General features: G+C 73.9%; 17 protein-coding genes. 9 read left to right on the forward strand and 8 right to left on the reverse strand.

Features of this window, described 5'->3' with window-relative positions; all coding sequences use genetic code 11:
* Positions 1-621 precede the first annotated feature (621 nt).
* Positions 622-1,830 (forward strand): spore photoproduct lyase family protein, encoded by a 1,209-nt coding sequence (locus ACIQCJ_RS27110; RefSeq protein ID WP_402712937.1) that lies wholly within the window; start codon positions 622-624, stop codon positions 1,828-1,830.
* Positions 1,831-2,508: 678 nt separating this feature from the next.
* Positions 2,509-3,825: an MBL fold metallo-hydrolase gene (locus ACIQCJ_RS27115; RefSeq protein WP_402712799.1), complete on the forward strand. Its 1,317-nt coding sequence runs from the start codon at positions 2,509-2,511 to the stop codon at positions 3,823-3,825.
* A 53-nt stretch (positions 3,826-3,878) separates the two neighbouring features.
* Here ACIQCJ_RS27115 and ACIQCJ_RS27120 read toward each other — a convergent pair whose 3' ends face one another.
* Positions 3,879-4,322 carry a hypothetical protein gene (locus ACIQCJ_RS27120; protein WP_402712800.1) on the reverse strand — a complete coding sequence of 148 codons (444 nt, stop codon included), beginning with the start codon at positions 4,320-4,322 and terminating at the stop codon, positions 3,879-3,881.
* Positions 4,323-4,483: 161 nt separating this feature from the next.
* On the opposite strand from ACIQCJ_RS27120, the gene ACIQCJ_RS27125 reads away from it, so the two are divergent.
* A complete protein-coding gene (locus tag ACIQCJ_RS27125) occupies positions 4,484-6,397 on the forward strand; it encodes a hypothetical protein (RefSeq protein ID WP_402712801.1) in 1,914 nt (637 codons plus the stop codon).
* 170 nt (positions 6,398-6,567) lie between these two features.
* On the opposite strand, the gene ACIQCJ_RS27130 is transcribed toward ACIQCJ_RS27125, so the two are convergent.
* From ACIQCJ_RS27130 to ACIQCJ_RS27145, 4 genes are all read right to left on the reverse strand, one after another.
* Complete coding sequence (locus ACIQCJ_RS27130) at positions 6,568-7,968, reverse strand: PLP-dependent cysteine synthase family protein (protein ID WP_402712802.1); 1,401 nt, start codon at positions 7,966-7,968, stop codon at positions 6,568-6,570.
* A gap of 197 nt (positions 7,969-8,165) precedes the next feature.
* A complete protein-coding gene (locus ACIQCJ_RS27135; RefSeq protein WP_402712803.1) occupies positions 8,166-9,281 on the reverse strand; it encodes an LLM class flavin-dependent oxidoreductase in 1,116 nt (371 codons plus the stop codon).
* A 97-nt stretch (positions 9,282-9,378) separates the two neighbouring features.
* Positions 9,379-10,668, reverse strand: a complete 1,290-nt coding sequence (locus ACIQCJ_RS27140; protein WP_401717380.1) for an NtaA/DmoA family FMN-dependent monooxygenase — start codon at positions 10,666-10,668, stop codon at positions 9,379-9,381.
* A gap of 698 nt (positions 10,669-11,366) precedes the next feature.
* Positions 11,367-12,524, reverse strand: a complete 1,158-nt coding sequence (locus ACIQCJ_RS27145; protein ID WP_402712804.1) for a lactonase family protein — start codon at positions 12,522-12,524, stop codon at positions 11,367-11,369.
* A 288-nt stretch (positions 12,525-12,812) separates the two neighbouring features.
* Here ACIQCJ_RS27145 and ACIQCJ_RS27150 point away from each other — a divergent pair, with 288 nt between their 5' ends.
* Positions 12,813-13,442 carry a class I SAM-dependent methyltransferase gene (locus ACIQCJ_RS27150; protein WP_402712805.1) on the forward strand — a complete coding sequence of 210 codons (630 nt, stop codon included), beginning with the start codon at positions 12,813-12,815 and terminating at the stop codon, positions 13,440-13,442.
* A gap of 72 nt (positions 13,443-13,514) precedes the next feature.
* Here the strand turns inward: ACIQCJ_RS27150 and ACIQCJ_RS27155 are convergent, their stop codons facing one another.
* Complete coding sequence (locus tag ACIQCJ_RS27155; protein ID WP_402712806.1) at positions 13,515-14,990, reverse strand: hypothetical protein; 1,476 nt, start codon at positions 14,988-14,990, stop codon at positions 13,515-13,517.
* Between the two features lie 129 nt (positions 14,991-15,119).
* A complete protein-coding gene (locus ACIQCJ_RS27160; protein WP_402712807.1) occupies positions 15,120-15,545 on the reverse strand; it encodes a hypothetical protein in 426 nt (141 codons plus the stop codon).
* A gap of 209 nt (positions 15,546-15,754) precedes the next feature.
* Here ACIQCJ_RS27160 and ACIQCJ_RS27165 point away from each other — a divergent pair, with 209 nt between their 5' ends.
* The 3 genes from ACIQCJ_RS27165 to ACIQCJ_RS27175 are packed head-to-tail and all read left to right on the forward strand — an operon-like array spanning position 15,755 to position 21,711.
* Positions 15,755-17,158 carry a hypothetical protein gene (locus ACIQCJ_RS27165; RefSeq protein ID WP_402712808.1) on the forward strand — a complete coding sequence of 468 codons (1,404 nt, stop codon included), beginning with the start codon at positions 15,755-15,757 and terminating at the stop codon, positions 17,156-17,158.
* Positions 17,158-18,630, forward strand: coding sequence for a hypothetical protein (locus ACIQCJ_RS27170; protein WP_402712809.1), 1,473 nt, complete (start codon positions 17,158-17,160; stop codon positions 18,628-18,630). The genes ACIQCJ_RS27165 and ACIQCJ_RS27170 overlap by 1 nt, the downstream gene beginning before the upstream one ends.
* A gap of 3 nt (positions 18,631-18,633) precedes the next feature.
* A complete protein-coding gene (locus tag ACIQCJ_RS27175; protein WP_402712810.1) occupies positions 18,634-21,711 on the forward strand; it encodes a hypothetical protein in 3,078 nt (1,025 codons plus the stop codon).
* A 38-nt stretch (positions 21,712-21,749) separates the two neighbouring features.
* On the opposite strand, the gene ACIQCJ_RS27180 is transcribed toward ACIQCJ_RS27175, so the two are convergent.
* Positions 21,750-22,118, reverse strand: coding sequence for a metalloregulator ArsR/SmtB family transcription factor (locus ACIQCJ_RS27180; RefSeq protein ID WP_355340076.1), 369 nt, complete (start codon positions 22,116-22,118; stop codon positions 21,750-21,752).
* A 239-nt stretch (positions 22,119-22,357) separates the two neighbouring features.
* On the opposite strand from ACIQCJ_RS27180, the gene ACIQCJ_RS27185 reads away from it, so the two are divergent.
* Together ACIQCJ_RS27185 and ACIQCJ_RS27190 are read left to right on the forward strand one after the other, a co-directional pair.
* The gene (locus tag ACIQCJ_RS27185; protein WP_402712811.1) at positions 22,358-23,758 is read left to right on the forward strand and encodes an NAD(P)-binding domain-containing protein; all 1,401 of its coding nucleotides are present in this window, start codon (positions 22,358-22,360) and stop codon (positions 23,756-23,758) included.
* A gap of 140 nt (positions 23,759-23,898) precedes the next feature.
* Positions 23,899-25,119 (forward strand): MFS transporter, encoded by a 1,221-nt coding sequence (locus tag ACIQCJ_RS27190; protein WP_402712812.1) that lies wholly within the window; start codon positions 23,899-23,901, stop codon positions 25,117-25,119.
* Positions 25,120-25,123: the final 4 nt, after the last annotated feature.

The raw sequence follows: 25,123 nt of genomic DNA on the forward strand, positions 1-25,123 counted from the left end.
GCGGCGGGCCGGTGCTCCACGCCGGCCGGCGGGCCGGTGCTGCACGCCGGACCGACGCGGAGCCGACGGGCGCGGAACCTTCGTACGCCCGGCCGGTTCCCACGACAGCTAGCTCGGGTCAATGGGGCCGCGCCGACGCACGGACCGTCCCTTCGGCCGATGCTGCCAGCCTCCGCGCGGGTCCTGCGCGCCGACACTCCGGCGCGACCGGACTCCGGAGGGCCGAGACGTACGCCACCGGGTCGCTCCTCTCCGCCCCGCCGGGCTCGGCCCTGACGACCGCCCCTGGACTCGGGCCCGTAGGCTCGGACGTGTCCGTCCGCCGCGATGTCCGCCGCGATGTCCGCCGGACGCGCCGCCGACCACATGCGGCGCGGGCCCGCCCCCGCGCGTACCGTTCGAACGGCCGACACAGATACGGACACGGACACGGACACAGATACGGATACGGATACGGATACGGATACGGATACGGATACGGATACGGATACGGATACGGATACGGACACGGACACGGACACGGACACGGATACGGATACGGATACGGATACGGATACGGCCGAGGGCAGGAGGAGCGCCGTGCCACAGCCCCCGGCCGACTCGTCCCACCACCGGCCGGACCTGCCGCACCGGCCCGATACGGCCGGCCCTCCCGGCCCTCCCGGCGCTCCCGGCCCTCCCGGCCCTCCCGAGCAGCAGACCCTCTTCGGGTGGGAGGACACACCGTCCGCCGCCCCGCCCGACGACGGCGGATTCCGGGACAGCCCGCAGGCCCGACGAGTGCTGGACGTACGGCAGGTGTACGCCGAGCCGGCCGCCCTCGCCTCCCCGCGTGGCCGGCAGATCATGGCGCGGCTCCCCGGCGTCCCCGTCACCGAGGTGGCGGGCCACTGGCGCATCCCCTCCCTGCACGGCAACGAGGGAAACGTCTCCCGCTGGGTGCGCGTCAAGACAGAGACACTCGTCCTGGGCGTGAAGCGCACCCTGGAGACGCGCCCCAACGGCAGATCGGCCGACTGGATCGCCCCCGGCGCCTCCAACGGGTGCGCGATGGCCTGCGCCTACTGCTACGTACCGCGCCGCAAGGGATACTCCAACCCGATCACGCTGTTCACCAACGTCGAGGCGGTCATCGCCCACGTCCGGCGGCATGTGCGGACGCAGGGCCCCAAGCGGGAGCCGAACCAGTGCGACGCCCACTCGTGGGTCTACGACATCGGTGAGAACGGCGACTGCTCGGTCGATGCCCTGGTCTGCGACAACACCGCCGACTTCATCGCCGCTTTCCGCGCCCTGCCCACCGCCAAGGCGTCATTCGCCACGAAGTTCGTCAACCCCGACCTCCTGGCGCTGGACCCGCGGGGCCGTACCCGGGTGCGTTTCTCGCTGATGCCCGAACGCGACTCACGCCTGTTGGACATCCGCACCAGCCCGGTCGCGGAACGCGTCGCCGCGGCCGCGGACTTCCTCGACGCGGGCTACGAGGTCCACTTCAACCTCTCACCAGTCGTACTGCGGCCCGGCTGGCAGCGGGACTGGGCCGATCTGCTCGCCCACCTCGACGATGTCCTGCCCGTCCGGGTGAAGCGGCAGGCTGCCGCCGAGGTCATCCTGCTGACCCACAACCAGCAGTTGCACGAGGTCAACCTCGGCTGGCACCCGCGCGCGGAGGACCTCTTGTGGCAGCCGGACGCCCAGGAGGTCAAACGCTCGGAGAACGGCGCGCTCAATGTGCGCTACGCGCGCGATGTCAAGCATGGCGCCGTCGTCCGGCTCCGGGAGCTGATCGCGACGCACGCCCCTTGGCTACGGGTCAGATACGCGTTCTGAACGCCGGCCCCTCCGCCGCCGGTCCCTCCCGGTCGAAGGTCGCTTCGACGGCCGGGGGCGGAAAGCCGCATTCGCGGGCGCTCCATTCGGCGACGGCCGCAGCGGCGGCCTCCCGCTGGTAGTCAGTCGGCATGTAGTCGAGCGTGCCTCTTCGGTGGCCGCGTCGTCGGGGACGTGCAGCCATACGTGATCGGTGACCCGGCGTGCGTGAGCGCGACGCATTTCCAGCGGCCAGGGCTCACCGGCGCCGCGCAGCCGCGCCGCGCCGTCGAGTCCCTGAACACGCTCGGCATGGCCGACCGGTCGATGACTGCCGGGCAGGGCGTCCCAGGTCGTGACGGCGACCGTGCCGTAGCCGGAGCCGGAGCCGTGGCCGTAGCCGTAGCCGTAGCCGTAGCCGGTGGAGACGATCTGCTCGGCCAGTCGCGTACGTACCGCCCCAGACGAAGTCCGTCCTGCTGACGACCGTGCCGTCCTCGCCGATCCCGAGCTTCGCCGTACGGCGCATGACCGGCGCGGCGGTCGGCCAGGACGAGGAGCAGTCCGCTCCTTTGATAAGCGCCAGGTCGAGGAGCTGGGGCCATTTGCGCTGAATCCGTCGCGGCGGGCGGCGATGGGAGCGATGAGTTCGGCCGCGGGCAGCAGTCTCAGTGGTGCAGGCAAGCGATGGGAGCAGTGATGGGCAAGCTGAAGCAGGTGGCCGACGGTGTCTGGGTGCGGCAGAGCGACTGGGTCTGGTCCAATTCGATCGTGGTGCGCGGCGAGGACGGGCTGGTCCTGATCGATCCCGGCATCGACGGTTCCGAATTGGACCAGCTCGCCGATGATGTGGACGGGCTCGGCGTTCCGGTGGTGGCCGGGTTCTGCACCCATCCGCACTGGGACCATCTGCTGTGGCACTCCCGGTTCGGCGATGTGCCGCGCTACGCGACCACCGCCGCCGCCCGCGTTGCCGGTCAGGCCCGGGAGCGGGCGCAGGCGATGGCGGCGGAGAGCGCGTCCGGCGTACCCCTCGACCTCGTCGCACTCGTCACCCCGCTGCCCGCCGACGGCGGAGCGGTGCCGGGCCAGGTCATCGAGCACCAGGCGCACGCTGTCGGCCACGCCTCGGTCCTGCTGGCGGACCGCGGCGTCCTGCTCGTCGGCGACATGCTCTCCGACATCCTGATCCCGCTCTTCGACGCTCGCCAGGACGATCAGGTGGGAGCCTACGAAAGCGCTCTCGACCGGCTGGCCGAGGCTGCCGGGCAGGCCGATGTCGTGGTCCCCGGCCACGGCTCCGTTGCCGAAGGCCGCGAGGTGGCGGCCCGCTTCGCCGCCGAGCGTGCCTACATCGACGCGCTCCGGCGAGGAGACGACCCGGTCGACGCGCGCCTGGGCCCGCACGCGGACTGGCTCTCCCGTCCTCACCGGGCCAACATGGAACAGGCCCGAGGCCGGGAGAACCCGAACCCCCGGCGGGCCGACCGGATCGGCACCCTGGCCAAGCGCTCGGCGGGGAACTCCCCGCCGACGTCGCCATCGCCATCGCCCCGTCCGTACCCCGCGCAGCGGTTAAAGGGCCGGTCAGAGGAGGGAGTTGTACGCCTGCCACCCGTCGCTGATCTTGAGGCGGGGCTTGAAGGGGGCGGCGGGGTTGCCGGTGCCTTCGTAGCACCAGAGGCCGGTGGGACCGGTGGCGATGAGGTCGTCGTGGCCGTCGAGGCGGAGGTCGCCGGTGCCGAGGAGGTGGGTGTAGGCGTTCCAGCCGGGGCCGACCAGACTGCGGGCGTCGTAGTACGCGGACGAACGGGCCCCCCTGGCACCGGGGATGAGCCACAGTTCGCCCTTGGCGTCCCGCCCGAAGACGCTGGGGACGAGTTCCGCGGGCCGCACGTCGGCAGTGGGGCGCAGGGTCTGCGTGGCGCCGACGCACTGCCACCCTTGCGGGTCGCGGACCTCGATCGTGCCGACGAGCCTGCCCGCGGGCAGGCCCCAGGCCGCCTTGAAGCTTAGGTACTGCGACTGGGTGACGTCGGCGCGCCAGTCGACCGGCGGAAGGTCGATGCTCAACGACCCGTCGGCACCCGGCGTCCAGGGCTTGACCGCGTAGTTCTGTCCGTCGGCGCTGAACCGGACCGTAACGGCGTTCTCGAGCTGCTCGGGCGTGTACTGGCTGCGGCGATCTGGGCTGCCGTAAAGACCTCTTGGGTGCTCGTCGTATGCGCGGACGCCGGGCTCAACCAGACGATCCGGACGTTCAGCCGCTCGGTCACGGCGTGCGGCGCCCCGATGGCGATCTGCGGGCTCGCGCTGTACGAGGTGACGCCCCTGTCGGTCCAACTGGGCCTGAAATAGGGCTGATTCACGATCAGGTCGCTCGTCGAGCGGTTGGTGGAGGAGTCCGCGACGTCCTTGCCGGTCGCACCGTCCACCAACTGCGCCTGCACCATGATCTGTCCGTACACCGGGTACGCGGCGCTGATGTGCAGATGCGTCGTGCCCGCCGTCATCGGCGTGCCCCGGCCCCAGTGCGCGGCGGTGCCGGGGGCCGGCTCTAGGATTGGCTGACCCGTACATGTCCGCTATCGGCGCCGGGATGGCGCGGGCGGCAGGGGTACTCGTTTTCCTTGGGGGGATACACCGAGTGAGACTTCGCGCTCTTCTGCCTGCCGTGACGGCCGGCGCACTGCTGACGGCCGCGCTCGCGCTTCCGGCGACCGCCGCCGACTCCGGGACGGCGGCGCCGTACGACGCGGTGCCGGGTGCCACCGCGAGCCCGTCCGGCGCGGCGAGCCCCGGTCCGACGGACACGCCGACCGCCACCGCGACCGGCACGCCCACCGGCACCGGCACCGGCACGCCCACCGGCACCGTCGGCGACACGCCCACGGACCCGCCTGCGCCTACGGACCCGCCCACGGACGCGCCCACGCCTACGGACACCGCGAGTCCGGAGCCGTCAGGGAGCGGGACGCCCGACCCGGCCGAGACCACCCCGCCCCCGCACCGCTTCCAGGTGTACAGAGTCGGCAACTCCTGGTCCGACCACTGGAAACTCTCGGTGTCCGTGTACAGCGACACCTCGGCGGTCGCGGGCATCACCGCGCACTACCGCCCGCACGGTGCGCCCGCGGACGCGCCGGACGCCGGTACGACATCGGCCTTCGTGACCAGTCCGTACCTCTACAACGACCGGACGGCGGCGCAGCGCATCGCCCTTCCCGCGATGGGCGTCTACGACATCTCCGTGGACATCACGGACAGCCGGGGAGAGGTCGAACACTTCCCGGACGCGGGCCAGTTCACGTACGCGGCGCAGGTGTCCGTCGGGAAGCTCTCGGCCGACCGCGGCTCGGTGGACTACGAGCACCGCTCGTACGCCGTCTCGGCCCCGGTCACCGTCACCGACCCCAGCACGGGCGCGGCGCTCGACCCGGCCGGTGTGTCGGTCGACCTGGCCAACCCGGACCTCGGGGGCGGTGTGGATACGGTCGCCGTCGCCACCGCGCGGGCGGACGGGCGGGTCAGCGCGCCGGTCACGGTGAAGGGCGACGTCACCTACCGGACGGCGGGCGCCGACGGCACCGCCACCGCGGGCTACCCGTACTTCCTCGACGGCAGCGACCAGACCCCGCTCACCGTGCCGGCGAAGGCGGAGACCACCCGGATCCGCGTCCTGAGCAAGACCGACGTCAACGTCCCCCGGGGCGGCCGGACCACGATCACGGGCGTGTACGAGCGGAAGGCCGGGTCCGCGTGGGTGGGCACTCCGGGCCAGAAGATCTACACCCAGGGACCGGCGTACTTCGACGCCACGGCCAGGACCAGGGCCGACGGCACCTTCACCGTCACGACCGGCACCGCGGGCTCGTACTACTTCTGCAACTACTGGAACTACGACCCCTTCCTCCTGCCCACCGACAACAGCACGACGCCGGTCCACGTGCACATCCCCACGCCCAGCCGCGTCACCCCGTTCCGCGTCAGCGAGGACGAGTACGGCGAGGCGGTGATCGACGGCCATCTCGACCTGTACGGATCGGAGTTCGCGAACAACACGCACTCCATGACGATCCAGTACTCGTCCAACGGCAAGTCCTGGCACACCGTCGGCACCACCCGGATCGGCCGCCAGGGCCTCCCCGGCGACGAGTTCATGACCTACGCGACCTACGGCGGCCAGGCGAACGGCTACTGGCGGGCGTACTTCCCCGGCACCCCGGACTTCTCGCCCTCCTACAGCGCGGCCGTCAAGATCTACCGCACCCCGACCCGCGTCACCGGCGGCAAGCCCAGCCGCACCACGGTGCGCAAGAACACCTACGTCACCTTCGGCGGCCACCTCCAGCAGCGGAGCACCTCCGGCAAGTGGTCCGGAATCTCCCGCAGTTACGCGTACCTGGAATTCCGGCCCGCGGGCAGCAAGACCTGGCACTACGTCACCCGCGTGAAGACCGACTCCAAAGGCGCCTACCACCTGCGCGGCAAGTCGACTCGCAGCGGCACCTGGGTCGTCGTGTGGTTCACCTCCGACAGCCGCCACATCGACTCCAACGGCCCGGAGACCTACGTCCGCGTGAAGTAGGGGGCTCCGGTCCGAGCAATTACCGCGACGGCGGCAACTGGGGGCGGGCCGCCGCGGTCCCGTACCGGTCCGCTCGATGCACCCGCAACGGTCGCGGGACGGACCGGGCCCGCTCGGACCGGCCGCGTCGGCCCAGCGGTTGGAGAACACCTGTGGTGGCGACTCCTCACTCATCCGCTTAGATCAAATGACGGGGCGGGTTCGGATGGGGTGCGCAGAGAGTGCCGGGGGACGGTGTGGGTGGCGCGGCCTTGGGTGAGGACGGGGGCGATGGGGGCGGCGGAGGGGGGCCAGTCGGTGACGGCGGGGGCGGTGAGGGGGAGGGCGGCGCCGAGGCGGGGGGCGAGGGGTTGGGCGGATTCGGCGACGGTCGGGGCGGTGCGGAGGCGGGCGGGGGTGGTCCAGCCGAGGAGGTCGGTGGGGTGGGGGGCGAGCAGGCGGCGGTCGCGGCGGTACGCGACCAGCACCACGTCGTCGTCGCCGAGGCCGTCCGCGGTGAGCCGCCGTACGGCGTCGGCCGGGTCCTCGTCCCGCTCCACCACCGGCGCCGGGGTGGCGTGGTCGCCGACGGTCGGGCCGTCGGCCGGGGCCGGGCCTCGGAAGCCGTTGGCGGTGAGCCAGTCGTCGTTGAAGTACGTCGACAGGTAGGCCCGGCCCGAGTCCGGCAGCAGGGCCACCACGGTGTCGTCCTCGGTGAGGTGTTCGGCCACCCGCAGGGCCGCCGCGAGCGCGACGCCCGACGAGCCGCCCGCGAGGATGCCCTCGGTACGGGCCAGCCGCCGCACGGCGTCGATCGCATCCTGGTCCCCGACGGCGAGGTAGCGGTCGATCACGGCGGAGTCGAGGGCGAGCGGCCAGACGTCGGCCGTGGCCTCGGGGTGCAGGAAGTGGCCCGCGCCCTCGATGTACTTCTGGCTGCCGTCGCCGCCCGCGTACATCGAGGTGACGGGGTCCGCGCCGACCACCCGGACCCGGCCTCCGCTCACCTCCCTGAGGTAACGGCCGGTCCCGGAGATCGTGCCGCCGGTGCCGACGGTGGCGACGAAGTGGGTGACCGCGCCCTCGGTGTCCGTCCAGATCTCGGGGCCGGTGGTGGCGTAATGGGCGGCCGGATTGGCCGGGTTGTCGTACTGGTCGACGAACCAGGCGCCCGGCGTCTCGGCGGCGAACCGCGTGCCCTGCGAGCGCATGCTGTCCGGGTGGTCGCGCGGGACGAAGGCGTCGACCAGCCGCACCTCGGCTCCGTAGGCGGCGAGTTGGTCCCGCTTCTCGCGCGAGGTCGCGGAGCCGGTGAAGACCACCGTCCGGTAGCCGAGGTGGGCGGCGGCCAGCGCCAGGCCGATGCCGGTGTTGCCGCTGGTCACCTCCACCACGGTGCCTCCCGGACGCAACGAGCCGTCCGCCTCCGCCCTGCGGAGCATCGACAGCGCCGCCCGGTCCTTCACGCTGCCGCCGGGGTTGTGCCACTCCGGTTTGACGTACACGCGCGGGCGCAGTCCTTCGGCGGCGCGGGTGAGGCGGATCAACGGTGTCCCGCCGATGGCGTCGAGCACCGACTCGTATCTGGCCATGCGATCTCCTTGAGTGGTGGGCGCCGGGAGGAGGCGGGAGCGGGGTCAGCGGCACGGCCCGCGCACCCCGGGAGCGGGGTCAGCGGCACGGACCGCGCACCCGTACGCCGATCCGCTCGTACGTCGTCCCGCTCGTACGCCGATCCGCCGATCCGCCCGGTGCCTGCCGTCACCGCCCTGCCGTCACAGCCGTGCCGTCACCGCCCCGCCGTCACCGGCCCCGCCGCCCGCTCGGCGTCGCGCCGGGCGACCTCCGCCCGTACCAGCGGAATGACGTGGCGGCCGAAGTCGATGGCGTCGCCCAGCAGGTCGTAGCCGCGCGCGGAGATGATATCGACGCCGAGGTCGATGTAGTCGAGCAGCGCCCGCGCGACGGTCTCCGGCGTGCCGACCAGGGCGTTGGAGTTGCCCGCTCCCCCGGTGACCGCCGCGGTACGGGTCCACAGCGCGCGGTCGTAGCGCTCGCCCTGCTCCGCGATGCCGATCAGCCGCTGCGAACCGGTGTTCTGCGGGGCGTCGCCGCCGCGCCGCCGCCACGCGCCCGCCGCCCGGCGCTGCTCGATGGCGGCGACCGTGCGGTACGCCTTCTCCCAGGCCAGTTCCTCGGTGGGCGCGATGATCGGCCGGAAGGCGACCTGGATACGCGGCGGGGTGCCGCGGCCCGCCGCCAGCGCGGCGGCCTTCACCGCCTCGATCTGCTGGGCGGTCTCGGCCAGCGGCTCGCCCCACAGCGCGTAGATGTCGGCGACGGCGCCACCGGCGGCGTACGCGGCGGGCGACGAACCGCCGAAGGAGACGTCCGGGTGCGGCTGCCGCACCGGGAACACGTCGGAGACGTAGTCGCGGAAGCGGTAGTGCGCGCCCTCGTGGTCGAACGCCTCGTGCTCGGTCCACACGCGTTTGACGATCTCGATGTACTCACGGGTGCGCGCGTACCGCTCGTCCTTGCTCAGGACGTCGCCCTCGCGCTGCTGCTCGTGGTCGCTGCCCCCGGTGATGAAGTGCACGGCGAGCCGGCCGTCGCTGATCGCGTCGAGGGTCGCGAACTCCCGTGCGGCGAACGTCGGATACGACACGTTGGGGCGGTGCGCGAGCAGGATCTCCAGGCGTTCGGTGCGCGCGGCGATGTACGCCGCGGCCGTACCGGGCTCCGGCGAGGCGGAGCTGTACGCGAACAGCACCCGGTCCCAGCCGTGGTCCTCGTGGGCGCGGGCGAGTCGCAGCGTGTAGTCCTTGTCGAAGGACGCGCCGCTGCGCGATGTGGTCTCGGAGCCGTCGTTCGTGGCGGCGATACCGAGGAATTCGACGGGCACGGCAGGGCCTTTCGTCGGGGTGGACGGGCGGTGGCAGATGGTCAAATTCAGTGACAAGCGGTGACAGTCGGTGGGAGCGGAAGGCGAACCGGGCGTCTCACGAGGGCAGTTCGAGCCCCAAGTTCTCGCGCAGCGTCCTCCCGGCGTAGTCCTCGGCGACGACCTTCCGCTTGCGCAGCTCGTGCAGCAGGCCGTTGACGACGAAGTCGTGCTCGCGCGGGTCGGCGAGGCCGCCGAGCGTGATGACGTCCAGCACTCCGGCCCGGAAGCGCTCCTCGACCGCGTCGGCCAGTTGCTCCGGCGTGCCCGCGGCGGCCCAGTGGCCGGTGTCCTGCGCGGCGACGATCAACTCCCGCAGCGTGTAGCCCTGTCGGGCGTATCCGACGAAGATGTCGACCCGGCCGCGCCGCCGGTTCACCGACGTGACGTCCGGCAGCAGGCTGTCCGGCAGCTTCGCGTCCAGGGGCAGCTCCGAGAGGTCGACGCCGCCGCCGAGCATGTCGGCCACCTGCGCCCGGCCGCGCTCGAAGTCGATCGACTCGCGCCGCTCGCGCACCAGTCGGCGCGCTTCCTCCTCCGTCGCGCCGTAGGTGGCGTGGAAGGAGCTGAAGATCAGCGGCAGTCCGCCGGGGCGGCCGAACTCCGCCGCCTGGGCGCGGATGCGGCGGGTGAAGTCCAGCGCGACGTCCAGCGTGGGCAGCGAGGTGAACACCACCTCGGCGTACCGCGCGCCCAGTGCCCGGCCCGCTTCGGACTGCCCGGCCTGGAACTGCACCGGGCGGCGCTGCGGCAGCGGCGGGATGTTCAGCGGACCGGCCACCGAGAAGTACGGACCGCGGTGGTCGACGGGCCGGACCTTGGCGGGGTCAAGCACCGCCGCGCCGTCCGGCCCGCGCGTCAGCGCGCCCGGTTTCCAGCTGTCCCACAGCGCGTTGACGACCTCGAGCGTCTCCGCGGCGCGCGCGTAACGCTCCTCGGGGCTGGGCAGCGCGCCGGGGCCGAAGTTCTCCTCGCCGAGTGAGGAGGTCACCAGATTCCACGCGGCCCGCCCGTTGCTGACGTGGTCGAGCGTGCCGAACAGGCGCGCCAGGTTGTACGGGTGGTGGAAGGTGCTCGACACGGTCGCGATCAGGCCGATCCGCGACGTGACCTGGCTCAGAGCCGACACGAACACCAGCGGCTCCTGCGAGCCGATCGCGCCCTGCGCGCCGAAGCTCAGCAGGTCGGCGGTGAACAGCGCGTCGATCCGCGCCGCCTCGGCGAGCGCCGCGACCCGCACGGCGGTGTCCAGGGTGGACCGCTCCGGATCGACGGCCAGGTCGTACGTCTCCGACACACCGCCGGCCCCGGTCACGGTCTTCAGCGTCCTCGGAGGCTGCGCGCTCACAGGTCGTCCCTTCTCACCGGCGGCGACGGCACCGGTGCGTCATGTGGCTGAGGATCGGGGTCTTCTCCGGCGCGGGCCGACGGGCCGCGCGGGTGCCCGCCCCTGTGCGCGGACGTGCTGCCGCGGGGTGCGGACGTGCTGCCGCGAGGTGCGGAGGCGCTGCCGCGAGGTGCGGAGGCGCGCGAAAACGCGCGGCGGTACCCGGAGAAGAGGGGGAGAAAGCCGTCGTGGACGGCGGATCGTCAGCGACAGAGCGTGGTGTGGATCCGGCACAGATCGACGTGCCGACGCTTCGTCCGGCCGGGCCGCAGAAGGGCGGCCCCGACCGATACGGCGCGCGATCCCTTCACGACGACTCCGATCGGCCCGGCCGCGAAAGCCGGGCACAGCGACGCGGCCGGGAGAACGCTTCGGCCGCGTGATGCGGGTTGACGGTGCGGAATGAACGTACGTGCCAGGTGGCGGGCCTTGTCAAGACCCCCCCGGGCGGCGGCGGGCGGTCGTCACCGCCGAGAACGCCGTGGGGCCCGCCGAAAAGCCGCTTCGGCGGGCCCGTGCCGCGCGCCGCGCGGGGTGCTCCGCGCGGCGCGCTCCGGTTCGGGTGCCGCCCGGCGGTGACTCTCCGGGCGGTCCCGGGCTTTACACAGCCGGTGCCAGTTTTTACAGCCGGTCCCGGGCTCTACAGCCGGTGCCAGGCTTTACAGGGCGACGATTCCCTCGCCTCCGACGGCGTCCGGGACGATGACGGTGCCGACCTTGTGGAGCGAGCCGTCCCGCTCGACGCGGAAGGCGTCGACACCGCCCGTACCGCCGGTCTGGACGTACAGGAAGTGCTCGTCGGGGGTGACGGCGGAGTCCGTGGAACCCGCGCCGGTCGCGGTGGTGCCGAGCGGTTCGAGCGTCGCCCGGCGGGTCTGCCGGAAGCCGGAGACCGCGTTGCTGCCGGCGTTGGAGGCGTAGAAGCGGTCCCCGGCGCGGGAGATCCAGCAGGTGGCCTGCTCGCCGGTGAGCACCTTGTCGAGCCGGACGACGTGGCCGTCCTCGCGGACCGCGAAGGTCAGCACGGCGTTGGTCCCCGCGTCGGTGACGACCAGGCGGCCACGGCTGTCGAAGGTGAAGCCGAAGGGGACCGCCCCGTTCTCCACGTTCACGACGGGACGGGCGGACGGGGCGCCGGACGGGCTCACGCGGAAGACGTCGACGCTGCTGCCGCCGGCCTTCGTGGTGACGATCAGTCGGGACCCGTCGGGGGTGAAGGACACCTGGCCGGGGGTGTGGGTGAACTCCGGCGCCGTCGTGGTGTCGAGGCGGAGCTCCCGCCTCCACCCGCCGACGCGCTCCAGCCTCTTGCCCCCGGCGATCCGGTAGCCCTGGACGGAGCCGCCGTCGCGGGCGTTGAGGACGTAGACCCGATCGTCGTGGACGGTGAGGCTGACGGGGAAACGTCCGCCGGAGGTGATGACCTGCTCGCGGTGGAGCCTCTCGCCGTCGACCGAGAACACGGTGACGGTGTCGCTGCCCGCGTTGACGGCGAAGAGCAGGTGGTGCGCGCAGTCGTGGACGAGCGAGCCCTGCGAGGCGAGGTGGTCGACGACCGAGCCGTCGAGGACACCGCCCTTGCCGCCGGTGGCGAAGGTGCCGCGTCGGCTGAGGGAGCCGTCGGGGGCGCGGTGGTAGGCGACGATCTCGTTGTGGGCGGTGTTGTCCGTCTGGACGAACACCGGACCCTCGGAACCGCTGGGATACGGGGCGGGCGACGCCGCCGCCGACGCGGACGGGAGGGCGAACACCGCCATGGAGCCCGCCACTGCTGCGGCGGTCCAGGCGGCGTGAGTGAGCGAGAGAATGCGCTTCATCGTTCCCCTTCGGGAGCTGGGTCGGCGAGATGGCCCCCTGCCCACGGCCTGGGCAGATGCGGTCCGCCGCCAGGATCGGGCCGGCGGCGGACACGAACCGTGACCGACCGGGCCAGGTTCGGCCGTTGTGGTGAGCGGCCCAGTCGAACGGCCCCAGGCCCGTAAAAGTCCAGGTGGACGGGGTGGGGCGGGGCCACCCCTGAGCCCCGGGCGGGGCCGTCCGTGAGCGCCGGGCGGGGCCTGTCACACGGGGGCGGCGACGGTGGCGGAGGTGTTAGCTTCCTTCGCGTGGCGGAACACCAGGACGGGACCAGGGCGGCCTACGACGGGGTCGTCGAGCTGTACGCGTCGCTGTTCGCCGACCGGCTGGAGACGCAGCCGTTCGCGCGGGGCATGCTCGGCACCTTCGCCGAGTTGGTGCGCGGGACGGGGAACGTGCGGACGGCCGACCTCGGGTGCGGGCCGGGGCACATGACGGCCATGCTGCACGACCTGGGGCTGGACGCCTTCGGGCTCGACCTCTCGCCCGGCATGGTCGGCCACGCCCGGCGCGCTCATCCGGCGCTGCGGTTCGACGAGGCGCGGATGGAGGCGCTGCCGGTCGAGGACGGGGCACTGGGCGGCGTGCTGGCGCACTACTCGATGATCCACACCCCGCCGGAGGAAGTGCCCGCGCTCCTCGCGGAACAGGTACGCGTCCTGGCCCCGGGCGGCCTGCTCATGACCTCCTTCTTCGCCACCGAAGGGCCGGAGCCGGTCCGCTTCGACCACAAGGTCACGCCCGCCTACAGCTGGCCGGTGGACCGCTTCGCCGAACTCCTCGCCGGGGCGGGGCTGTTCAACCTCGCCCGCCTGGTCCACGACCCGGCCTCCGAACGGGGGTTCCTCGACGCCCACTTGCTGGGCCGCCGCCTCTAACGGCTCTTTTCGGCACGGGCGGTTGCCTCGGCGGAGGCGGCGCGGTGGGAGGCCCGCGCCGACTTCGCCGGGTCAGCGGGGAGGTGCCGAGTCCAGTATCCGCAGGGCGAACGGCGCGATGGGGGCCATACGGCGGCGGCGGAGGTCGAGGGTGGGGGCCGGGGCGGACAGGCCGTGGGCGGCGAGGAGGGTCATCAGGGGCCAGATGAGGTCGGGGCGGCCGGTGAGGGGGAGTTCGGCCGAGTCGGGGGTGATGACCTTGGCGGGGGTGACGCCCGCGAGGAGGTTGGTGCGGGGCCAGTCGACGACGTAGGACGTGCCGCGCGGGGCGACGTACAGGACGACGTCCCGGGTGCGGTGGAGGACGGCGAGGTAGTTCATCGGGAGGGTCAGGCGGCGGGCGGCGTCGAACGGGGGCGTGCCGTCCTCCGGTTGGACGCGGACGACGGTGTCGAGGACCGGGCCGTGGTCCTGGAAGGTGGTCGTGCCGCGCAGTTCGACGAAGCGGGCGCGGATCAGGTGGCCGCCACGGCGGGACCAGCGGCGGCCCGAGGTCCCGAACTCGCCCGTGGCGCCGGGCAGTTCGTCCACGATCCAGCGGGACTCCTCCCCCGGTTCCGTGACCGGTGCGCGGTCCTCGGGGTGGGCGCGGATTCGCTCGGCCAGGGCGGTGTAGCGCCCGGCCGTGTGCGGGTCCAGTCGCCGGAGGTCGATGGTGTCGCCGGTCATCACGACTCCTCCGGCCGCCCGCGAGATCCGCATCTGCTCCAGCAGGCGGCCGGGGCGCCGGGTGACGTCGGTGCGGTGGCCGTCGAGGTCGAGCAGCCGACTGGTCCTCGTCCCCGCGAGCAGCAGGCTGCGCGGCCACTGGGCGGTGATCTCACCGGGGGTGGCCGGGGCGGCGTCCGAGGCTGTGCCGGGGACGGCGTCCGAGGAGCCGGGAGGCCCGGCGGCAGGTCCGGCGGAAGGTCCGGTGGAAGGCCCGGCGGAAGGGGCCGGGTGGACGAGGACGACCAGGCGCCCGGCCGTCACGGCGGACAGGCACATGGACGGCACCCGCCACTCCCGCGTGACCTCGAACGGGTCGGCGCCCTCGACGCCGTGCACCCGCAGCCCCAGCCGGATCAGCGGCGTGAACTCGTCGGGCGTGTAGTTGCCGAAGTGCTTCGTGAAGGTGGCCTCGCCGTCGGGGCTGTAGCGCACCAATGACGCCTCCAGGACGTCGGCCCGCGCCAGCCACGCCCGCGCCGGGCCCTTGGGGGACTCCGGCGTCAGCATCACGAGAGTGTCGTCGTCGTGGCGGACACTGGCGTCCTTCGCCCGGTCCCGGCGCGTGATCCGGGGGAACCCCTGCCGCGTGGACGTGTAGGCCGCGACGGGAATCGTGACCGTGCCGGCCAGGCCGACGCCGAGGCAGGCCAGCGCGGCGCCCCGGTCGGTCCCGCCGTGCCATATCTGGAGCCCCATCAGCAGGAAGAACGGGCCCGCGATGCAGCAGATCGCGGTGAAGAGGAGATTGCCGATGAACGCACCGGCGTAGCTCCGCATGTGACCCTCCCCGGAGAGTTTCCTACGCGGACACGAACGCGGACGTCGGCGGGCGCGACGGCGTCGGCGGGCGCGTCGGCATGGGCGTCGGGACCGGGACGGGGCACGGCGCCGGAGTACGGGCGGCCCTCACGGCGTGACCCCGTCCCCGGCGTACAGGTAGCCGCCGGGCCGGGCGGGGTCCGCCACCAGCAGCACCTGGTCCCCGGCGCGCGGAATCCGCAGCTTGGAGACGATGGTCTGGAGCGCGATCCGGTCGGCGGTCCCGTTCGGCTGGAGGACCAGGTCGACCACCGGGTCGAAGTTGACGAGCCTGCCGGTGTCGCTGATCGACACGACCACGGCGGGGGTGGTCGGCGCCCCGGCCGCGAGCAACTGCTGTACGTCGAGGCCGGAGTTGTACGCCCCGATGGACTGCTGGACCCGGCTGAAGTCCTCCTCGCCGAGGAACGCGCGGGTGGTACGGCCGTAGAAGCCCTTGCCGCTGGCCACCTTGCCGGCGATCTCGGCCGCCCGCTCCTCGCGGCTCTGGCGGCGCTTCCTGAAGATTCCCATGACGGCTGCTCCTTCTGGTGATGCCCGGTCCCGTGCCGCCCGGCGCACGGCCTGTGCACGTCCTGTGCACGCCCGACGCGCACCCGGTGCGCACCCGGTGCGGTACGGAGACGGGGGTCGACGGGCTGACGACAGGGACGCTAGGGGGCCGGGAACACCTACCGATCCCAGGTTCGCCAGCCCGATTCCGTACGACGTACGCTCCTCACATGCCGCCTGCCAGCCAGCCGACCGGCGCCCCGGCCCGAGCGCGCGCCATGGTCATCGACCGGGCGTGGCGTGCCCTCGGGCCCGGGCTGGAATCGCTGAGCGGCCCCGGCGGGGCGCCGTTGACCAGGACGGTCAAGCTGATCGTGCTGCCGCTGATCGTCCGGCCGGCGCTGCACCCCGAATTCGCGGCGGACTTCCTCGTGCCGGAGCAGGCCGCGCGGCTGGAGGCGCTGATCCGGGAGTCCGGCGGGCGGCTGGAGGCGACGGCGCGGTGGTTCACGCTGCTCAAGAGGACCCGCAGAGCGCTGGGCGTCGTGGCCGGCAACCCCCAGGACCTGTATTTCCAGCGCTGCTTCGAACTGGCCACGGAACACGGGCCGCCCGCGGCCGGTGCGGACGCGGTGGCCAGGGATGTCGTGGAGGACGTGGCCGACACGGCCGGCGGACGCACGGTGGAGGCGCTGAAGGAGCACCTGGCGGACGGCGTCCGACGCGCCCGCCTCGAAAGGGAGTTGGCCGCCCGCTGGAAAAGCCGTCAACCGGCCCCCGCCGCCGAAGCGTTCGCGGCGGCCGTCGCGGCGGCCGAGGTGCTGGAGTCCTGCGGAGGCGGCAACCGCGGCAGCAACGCCCTTGACCGGTCGCGGAATTCGGCGCGGTACGCGGCCATGGTCGAGGCGGGCCACGGCGCGTCCTTCGGCCGGGCGCTGTGGGCGGCGGACGCGGGCGACGGGGTGTGGGGCCGGGCCGATCTGCCGCCTCATCTCGGGCTCACCGCCCGGCAGTCGCCGCCGTGTCCCGAGGTCGGACGGGGCGCTTCGACGGCCACGCTTCCCGCGCCCCTGGACCGTACGCTCTTCGAACGGCTCTTCGTCGTCCTCCAGTCGTCGGCCCGGCGCGACGAACTGCCCGCTGTGCCGGACCTCGTGGACCGGGAGGTCGGCCGCGGTTGCGCCCCGCTCGGTCTGTACGACGAGAGCCTGCGGGTCGCCGCGGTCCTCGGCGCGCGGCTCGCCGTCGGCCTCGACCCGCTGGGCAGCGGCGAATCCGCGCTGGGGCGGACGGCCGCACACCGGGCCGTCAACAGCCGCTGGCGGCGCGAGGCTTCGGTCCTGCGCGCCCGCAGGATGACGGTCTCCCCTCGGCCCGACCCGGACGGCGGGGTCCTGGACGCCCTCGCGCACGACCTCCGCGCGCCGTGGGCCGCGTACATGCGGCGGCTGTGGGTGCGGCTGCACGGCCGGGACGTCCACGCGGCGCCGCTGGCGGACGCCGGGGCGGCCTGGGCGGTGCTCGACGGGGTCGCGCGCTCGGTGATGATGGACCACCGCGCGAGGGTGAGGTCGGCGCTGCGGAGCCTGTCGGCGGGCGCCGCCGCCGAAGCGGCCGAGCCGAGGAGCGCGTGATGGCGGCAGGCGCGGACCTCTACGTCACGCGGGGCGAGGACGGGGCGGTACGGATCACCGCCGGTCCCGGCCCTTCCCCCAGCCCTCCCGACGGCTCCCCTGCCGGTAACGGCGGCGACCCGCTCGGCCCGGACCCCAGCCCCAGCCCTGGCCCCGGCTCCGGCCCCGGCCCTGGCCCTGGCTCCGGCTTCACCGAAGCCGTCCTCGACGTCGCGGGCGCGGTCCTGCTCTGGCCCGTCCTCGGGGACCCGGTCCTGCCGGTGGCCGAGGTGCACGACGTGGAGCGCGCGCAGCAGTGGCTGTGGGCGGTGTACGGCGAGCGCGCCGCCGCTGCCGTGCGGTCCTGCGCGGGCGGAGAGGGGGCCGGGGAGACGACAGGAGAGGCGGCCGGGGACACGGTCGCGGGCCCGGCACCAGCGCGGGTGACCGGCGGCGGAACCGCTCTGGCGGACGCCGCCGCACGCCTCGCCTTCGGGCACTGGGCCTCCCGGTGGTGGCCGGCGTCGTACGCGGACGGGATTCCGGCGCTCGAACCGGACGTCCTCGGGCTGGAGTTGGCCGCGCTCACCCACCGGTGCCAGGAGCTGTTCGACGACCGCGGGGACCAGCCGGACGACTGCGTGGCGGAACTGATCGAGGACCATCAGGCCGCTCTCGACCCGCTCGTCCGGTGGTGGCGCGCGGAGCCGCGGTCCGGGCACACCGCGCGTCACCTGGAGAGCGTGCTGCGGCTGATCGACGGCGCGGCCGACGGCGCCGGTCTCGACGGACCGGAGCTGCGCCGCCTCCGCGCAGAGCTGGACGCGGACCAGGACCAGGTTGCGGACCAGGACCAAGACCAGGCTGCGGACCTGGACGCCGACCGTACGGCACCCGCGCCCCTCACCCCCGGCGCGCTCTTCGCCTCCCGCCTCGGCTACACCCTCGCGGCGGGCGAACCCCTCGCCGTCGGCGGCCGGGTGATCGCCCGGGGCACCGGGACCAACGACTGGCGCCGCTACCCGCCCGGGTTCGTGGACGCCGCCGAGTCGGCGGTGTCCTGGACGGCGCGCGCGCTCGGCGGGCGGCGCCGGATCGAGGTCGAGGTCGTCGCGCACATCGCGGCGCCCGTCGGCGGTGCGCCCCTCGTCGCGGAGGTACGAGTCAACGGCGGCCTCCCGGTCCGCGCGCCCCTCACCCGGCGGGACGACGTGTGGACCGGCCGCGCGGATCTGGAACCGAGCCTGTCCGCAGGGGAGTTGACGCCGCGCTTCGAGGTCGCCGTACTGCTGCCGGGCTTCGACCCCGGTCCGGGCCCGGAAGGCCACGCCGACCGTGAGGCGGTCCGCGCGCTGGTCAGGGACCGCCTCGTGAGCGCGGCGGCCCGACCGGCCGAGGGCACGGCGCCGTACGACGCGTCGGCCCGCGCCACGCCCTCGGCCCCCTTCCTCGCCGAGATCGTCGCCGCCACCACCACGGGTGAGGACTACTGACGCATGACGACAGGTGACGAGGGGAGCGCCGGGCCGGACGCGGAGGTGATACAGCTCTACGGGGAGCCGTTCGACTCCGGCTTCGCGCTGGCGCAGGAGCACCAACTGGCCGCGGATCACGGGGCCGCGTCCGCCGTGTACGAGCAACTGCTCGCGCTGGCCGAGTCCGTCGAGGACTCGCCCGACGTGCGGTTCCTCCGGGCCCATCTGCTCTCCGACCTCGCGAGCGTCCGGCTCACCGCCACCGACCTGACCGGTGCGGAGGACGCCGTCGAACGGTCCCGCCGCCTCCTGGACGGCATCGCGTCCGAGCCGATGGGACCGCGCGGCCGTCAACTGTGGCTGGAGGTGCTGCTGAAGACGCTGCTCTGCGGGGCCGACCTGCTGCGCAGGTCCGGGCGCCTGGACGAGGCGCTGGCGTGTCTGGACGAAGCGGCGCTCCGGCTGCCCGAATTCGAGGACGTCGAGGGGCTGCGCGCGTCCGAACTCGGCCTGAAACGGGTCCACTTGCTGATGGAACGCGGCGAGTGGGGAAGAGCCGAGGAGCACGCCTCAGCCCTGCTGGCCACGATGCCGGAGGCCGAGGCGGAGGCCGCGAAGGAAGCCGGGGCGGAACCCGGAACGGAGAGCGCGACGGAACCCGGAACGGAGGCCGCGACGGAACCCGGAGCGCAGGCCGCCGCACGTCCCGTACTGGAAACCGTGCCCCGCCTCCTGACCGCCCTCGGTCTGATCTGCTCCTCGACCGGGCGGTACGACCTGGCCGAGGACTACTTCACCCGCGCGGAGGACGGTTTCCGCGCGCTGGGGGACGTCGGCGAGCAGCAAACGCTGGTCGTCCACCGCGCGTACACCGCGATGCACCGGGGCGAACCGGACCTCGCGGAACGGCTGTTCGCCGAGGCGGCGGCGGTCTTCGCCCAACAGGAGCGCTTCGGTGACCTGGCGGTCTGCGAACAGGCCCGCGGGTACCTCGCCGGTCTGCGGGGCGACGCCACCCGCGCCGCCGGCCTGCTGGAGTCGAGCCTGGCCCGCTTCGAACGCCTCGGCGCCGTCATCGCCGCCGCCGACACCATGCTGCTGGGCGCCCAACAGGCGTACGACCGGGGCGACATCACCGAGATGAAGCGGCTGACCCAGCAGGCCCGCGACGCGTACCAGGCGCGGGAGGTGTACGAGCGGTGCGCGCAGGTCGATCTCCTGCTCGCGAAGACCCTGGAGCACAATCTGAACGTCACGGACCACGGCGCCCGCGAGCCGGAGTCCGTCGGCACCGCGCTCTCCCTCGCGCTTCCCGCCGCACTGGCCCTGGAGGCCGCGCGCTACGACTTCGCCACCGCCCACGCCCGCAGCCAGTGGCTCCAACTCGCCGACGACGCAATGGCGTTGGCCTTCCGGCTCGCCGTACGACGCCAGGACCAGGGGCTCCTGTTCGAGCTGGTGGAGCACCGCTGCGCGGGCGCCTCCCTGGCCCTGGACCGTACGACGCCGTCGGCCACGCGCACCGGGGCCGCCGGGCCCGCCGTCTTCCCCGGCGCGGCCGTGAAGGTCTACGGGCCCGGCGGGCGCGACGGCTCCGCGCCCACGCTCGGCGGTGTGGCGGCGGACGCCGCCGCCTCCGCGGGACTGCGCGTCGCGCCGCCGCCGAAGGTGCGGATGTCGGCGGAGTCCGGCCGCGTCGCGCTCCAGGAGTACGTTGCCGCGGCCGAGTTCCGCTATCAGCGGCGGATCGTGGACGAGGAGGAGGTGCCGTTCTGGGTCACCGACGACCTCACGGCCCGCCCGGTGGTCCAGATCCGGCTGGCCGACGCCGACGACCTGTTCATGGCCTGGACGTGGGCCGGCGGAGTGCGCGGTTTCGGCACGGGCCACGGGCCCGCCGACGAAGTCGACCGCGCGGTGGGCGCGTTGGCCGCCGCGCTGCCGGGGGCGGGCGACGGGGCGGAGGGAATGCGGCGCGCCTTCGCCACGGGCGCGCTGACCGACCGCGAGGCCGAGCACCGGCTCGCGCGGGAACTGGCCCGGGCGCTGTGGCCCGAGGGGCTGACGGAGCAGATCCGGCAGGTCGCGGCGCGGGCGGGCCGTCCGCTGATCCGTATCCAGCCGTCGCCGAGGGTGGCGCAGGTCCCCTGGGAACTGCTGGCCGTCGACGACACCGGCGACGTACGGCTCATCGAGCTGGCGGACGTCGTGACGACCGCACCGGCGTCGTTGCGGCGGACGCGGGTCACCGGCGCGGGCGCCGACGCTCGGGACGCCGACGCTCGGGAGGCCGACGCCGTCGCCGTGCCCCACGGCGAAACCGGCGCCGTCGTCCTCGTCCTCGACCCCCGCGTGCCCGGCTTCCGGGCCGACTCCCCGCTCGGCTCGGTCCTCGGACCGCCCGGCTCCGACCCGGAGTTGCTGTCCCTCGTCCGGCGCCGCCTCGACGCGGGCGCGGTCGTACCGTCCGTGGCCGCGCCCGCCGAGGCGTTCCGCCGTACCGACCTCGACCGGGACTGGCTGAGCGGGGCGCTGCGGAAGCGGCCACGGCGGCTGATGTACGTCGGGCACGTGAGCGGCGCGCCGGTCGAGGGCGGGCAGAGCGAGGACGGCACCCTGCATCTGTGCTGCGGGCCCGGCACCGACGGCCTCGCCGAGCCGGTCCGCACCCACCGGCCGCTGTCCGCCAAGGACCTGCTGCTCGGCACGCTCCCCCTGCGCGCGGACGGCGAGCCGGGCGCCCGCATCTGGCCCGCGCCGCCGCGCGTCGCCCTCATCGGCTGCGAGAGCGGCGGCGACCTGCGCTTCGCCGAGTCGTTCGGGCTGGCGACCGCGATGCTCCACAACGGCGCGGAGCTGGTCACCGCCGCGCGCTGGCCGCTCCCGACCAGCTTCGCCTTCCACCGCCTCGGCGGCCTGCCGGAGTCCGTACGCCCCCTGACCGACGCGGTCCTCGCCGTGGACGCCGCCCACGAAGACCCGGACCCCGTACGCCACTTCACCGGCTGGCAGCGCGAACGGCTCACCCGCTGGCGCGCCACCGGCCGCGTCGAGCACTCGCCCCTGCTGTGGGCCGCCATGACCTCCATCGTCGTCTGACCGCCGCTGCGGCCCGGCGCGGGCCGCGGCCGTAGCGCTTACCGGCGCGTGGCACCGGGCGGGCCGAGGAGACTGCCCATGCCCGCCACGACGGACGGCGCGACCTTGTAGTACACCCAGGTCCCGCGCCGCTCGGAGGTGAGCAGTCCGGCCTCGCGGAGCTTCTTGAGGTGGTGGGAGACCGTGGGCTGGGAGACGCCGACGTCGGAGATGTCGCACACGCACGCCTCGCCGCCGTCGTGCGAGGCGATGAGCGAGAAGAGCCGCAGCCGTACGGGGTCGCCGAGCGCCTTGAACATCGCCGCGGTCCGCTCGGCCTCCTCGGCCGTCAGGGCGCGCTCGCTCAGCGGCGGGCAGCAGGGCGCGGTGTCCGCCGCAGGCGCGGGGAGCGGCTCGGTTTTCGACATGCGTCTATGTTGACACATGTCGAATCAGGGCGGCGGCCAGGACGTCGGGAGCGACGGATTCGACGGACATCTAATTTGACGGTCATCGATTCAGGTGCCACGCTGGCGGCACAGGACATCGACAGATGTCGAATCAGAGAGTCCGGGCGTCCGAGACTCCCGAGCGTCCGGGACTCCGGGACTCCGGAACTCCGGGACTCCGGGACTCCGGGAGCCAGAAACCTCAGAGGGGAAGCACCGTGAGCGCGTCCACCACCGCCCCGCCCGCCGTCGTGATCGGAGCCGGTCCGACCGGCCTCGCCGCCGCCGCCCACCTGACCGCGCGCGGTCAGGCCGTCCTGGTGCTGGAGACCGGGCCACGCGCCGCCCACGCCGTACGCGGCTGGGCGCACGTACGGCTCTTCTCCACCTGGGCCGAGCTGACCGACCCCGCCGCCGAGGAGCTGCTCGCCCCCACCGGCTGGACCAGGCCCGACCCGGCGGCGTACCCGACCGGCGGCGACTGGGCCGAGCGCTACCTCCAGCCGCTCGCCGACGTCCTCGGCGACGCCGTCCGCTACGGCGCCACGGTGACCGGCGTGTCCCGCGTCGGCCGGGACCGGATCGTGGACGCCGACCGCGAGCGGCAGCCCTTCACCGTCGACTACGTCCTCGCCGACGGACGTGAGGAGCGCGTCCTCGCCTCCGCCGTCATCGACGCCTCCGGCACCTGGACCCTGCCCTCCCCCGCGGGCGCCAACGGGCTCCCGGCCCTCGGCGAGCGCGCGGCGGCCGACCGTATCGCCTACCGTGTCCCGGACCTCAACGACCCTTCCGTACGGGCCCGTTACTCGGGGAAACGCACCGCCGTCATCGGCTCCGGCGCCTCCGCCTTCACCGCGCTCGCCACCCTGGCCGACCTGGCCGAGGCCGACGGCGGTACGGGCACGCACGCGGTGTGGGTGCTGCGCCGCGGCCTGTCCGGCTCGACCTTCGGCGGCGGGACCGCCGACCAGCTCCCCGCGCGCGGCGCCCTCGGCCTCGCCGCGAAGGCCGCCGTGGACGACGGGCACGCGGACGCCGTCACCGGTTTCCGCACCGACGCCGTCGAGCGCGCCGCCGACGGCCGCGTCGTCCTGGTCGGCGACGACGGCCGCCGCCTGGACCCGGTGGACGAGGTCGTCGTGCTCACCGGCCTGCGCCCCGACCTGTCGTTCCTGTCCGAACTCCGCCTCGGCCTGGACGAACGCCTCCAGGCCCCGGTCGCGCTCGCCCCGCTCATCGACCCCAACCAGCACTCCTGCGGCACGATCTACCCCCACGGGCACCGCGAACTGGCCCATCCCGAGAGCGGCGTCTACCTCGTCGGCATGAAGTCCTACGGCCGCGCGCCCACCTTCCTCGCCATGACCGGTTACGAGCAGGTCCGCTCGGTGGCCGCCGCCGTCGCCGGAGACCTCGAAGCCGCCGACCGCGTCGAACTCACCCTCCCCGACACCGGAGTCTGCGGCGGCGCGGGCCTCTACGACGAGGCCGGTGCCGAAGCCGACGCCAACGCCGGTCAGGGCGGCGGCTGTTGCGCCCCGACGCCGCGACTCGTCCAGCTCGGCGCCGGGGCACCGGCGGCAGTGGCGCAGGAGGGCCCGGCGGCCTGCTGCTGAGCGGGCCACGCCACGGGTCGGGCCGCGGGGGTCCGGCCGCGGGTCCAGCCACAGGTCCGGTCGCGGGGGTCCGGCCGCGCCATCAAGGAGTGCGGCCGAACGGTCAAGCCGCGGCGGGCCGCGCCCGTGAGACTGGGCGCATGACCTCAGAGAGCTATGCGACCAGTACCGAGCCGGCGGCGGTCCGCGGCACGGACGACCCGTCCGTGGAGGCCGCCGCGGGCGGCGGACCCGGCGCGGCCTCCTGGGCCCCGGTCGCGGCGCTCACGCTGGGGATCGGGGCCCTGGTGGGCAGCGAATTCCTGCCCGCGAGCGTGCTGCCCGCCATGGCGTCGGACGTCGGCGTCAGCGAGGGCACGGCGGGGCTGGCCGTCGCGGCCACGGCGATCGCGGGCGCGCTCACCGCGCCCACCATCGCCGTGCTGCTGCCGCGCACCGACCGCAGGACCGTACTGATCGGCCTGCTCGCCGCCGCCGTGCTGTCCAACGCGGTGGTGGCGGTGACGCCGAACTTCCCGCTGCTGCTCGCGGGCCGCCTGCTGCTGGGCGTGGCCATCGCGGGCTTCTGGTCGTTCGCGCTCGGGGCGGGGACGAGCGCGGCGCCGGGGCGCGACCACGTCGTGTCCACCAGCCTGGCGCTGGGCGTGAGCGCGGCCACCATCGTCGGCGTACCGCTCTCCTCGGTCCTCGGCGACGCGGTGGGCTGGCGGCCGGTGTTCTGGGCCGCCGCGGGCCTGAGCCTGCTGGCGCTGGCCGCCGTGGTGGCGACGCTGCCGCCGGTGCCCGCCCAGCCGGGGGCGGGGCTCGGCATGCTCCGGCAGGCGCTGGCCAACCGGCGGCTGATGGCCGGGGTGGGCTGCATCGTGCTGCTGGCCTTCGGCAACTTCGCCGCCTACCCGTACATCCGGCTCGCGATCGAACGGGTCACCTCGGGTACGACGGTCTGGCTGCTGCTCGGCTGGGGTGTGGGCGGCCTCGCGGGCAACCTCGCCGCCGGAGCGCTCTCCCGGCGTCTCGGGCTCGCCGTCGTCGTCGCGCCCGTCCTGCTCGGCGCGAGCCTGCTCGTGCTGGGCACGACCTCCGGGCTCCCCGTCGCGGTCGTGGCGATCGTCGTCTGGGGCTTCGGCTTCAACATGGTCCCGGTCGCCACCCAGTTGTGGGTCACCCGCGCCGAGCCGAAGCGCGTCGAATCCGCCCTCTCCTTGCAGGTGACCGCCTTCCAGGTGGCCATCACGGCCGGCTCCGCGATCGGCGGCGCCGTGGTCGACAACGGCGGCGTACGCGGCGCCCTCCTGGTCGGAGCCGCCGCCGCACTCGCGGGCAGCATCGGCTTCGGCCTCCTCGCCAGGCCCCCGGCCTGAACGG

This window comes from Streptomyces sp. NPDC093221, assembly GCF_044753885.1.
Lineage (GTDB): Bacteria > Actinomycetota > Actinomycetes > Streptomycetales > Streptomycetaceae > Actinacidiphila.

What these genes read in the sequence shown, in the direction of transcription:
- ACIQCJ_RS27115 (WP_402712799.1), top strand. Translation starts at nt 2,509, where the DNA reads ATGGGCAAGCTGAAGCAGGTGGCCGACGGTGTCTGGGTGCGGCAGAGC.
- ACIQCJ_RS27120 (WP_402712800.1), bottom strand. Translation starts at nt 4,322, where the DNA reads ATGACGGCGGGCACGACGCATCTGCACATCAGCGCCGCGTACCCGGTG.
- ACIQCJ_RS27130 (WP_402712802.1), bottom strand. Translation starts at nt 7,968, where the DNA reads ATGGCCAGATACGAGTCGGTGCTCGACGCCATCGGCGGGACACCGTTG.
- ACIQCJ_RS27145 (WP_402712804.1), bottom strand. Translation starts at nt 12,524, where the DNA reads ATGAAGCGCATTCTCTCGCTCACTCACGCCGCCTGGACCGCCGCAGCA.
- ACIQCJ_RS27155 (WP_402712806.1), bottom strand. Translation starts at nt 14,990, where the DNA reads ATGCGGAGCTACGCCGGTGCGTTCATCGGCAATCTCCTCTTCACCGCG.
- ACIQCJ_RS27160 (WP_402712807.1), bottom strand. Translation starts at nt 15,545, where the DNA reads ATGGGAATCTTCAGGAAGCGCCGCCAGAGCCGCGAGGAGCGGGCGGCC.
- ACIQCJ_RS27165 (WP_402712808.1), top strand. Translation starts at nt 15,755, where the DNA reads ATGCCGCCTGCCAGCCAGCCGACCGGCGCCCCGGCCCGAGCGCGCGCC.
- ACIQCJ_RS27170 (WP_402712809.1), top strand. Translation starts at nt 17,158, where the DNA reads ATGGCGGCAGGCGCGGACCTCTACGTCACGCGGGGCGAGGACGGGGCG.
- ACIQCJ_RS27175 (WP_402712810.1), top strand. Translation starts at nt 18,634, where the DNA reads ATGACGACAGGTGACGAGGGGAGCGCCGGGCCGGACGCGGAGGTGATA.
- ACIQCJ_RS27180 (WP_355340076.1), bottom strand. Translation starts at nt 22,118, where the DNA reads ATGTCGAAAACCGAGCCGCTCCCCGCGCCTGCGGCGGACACCGCGCCC.
- ACIQCJ_RS27190 (WP_402712812.1), top strand. Translation starts at nt 23,899, where the DNA reads ATGACCTCAGAGAGCTATGCGACCAGTACCGAGCCGGCGGCGGTCCGC.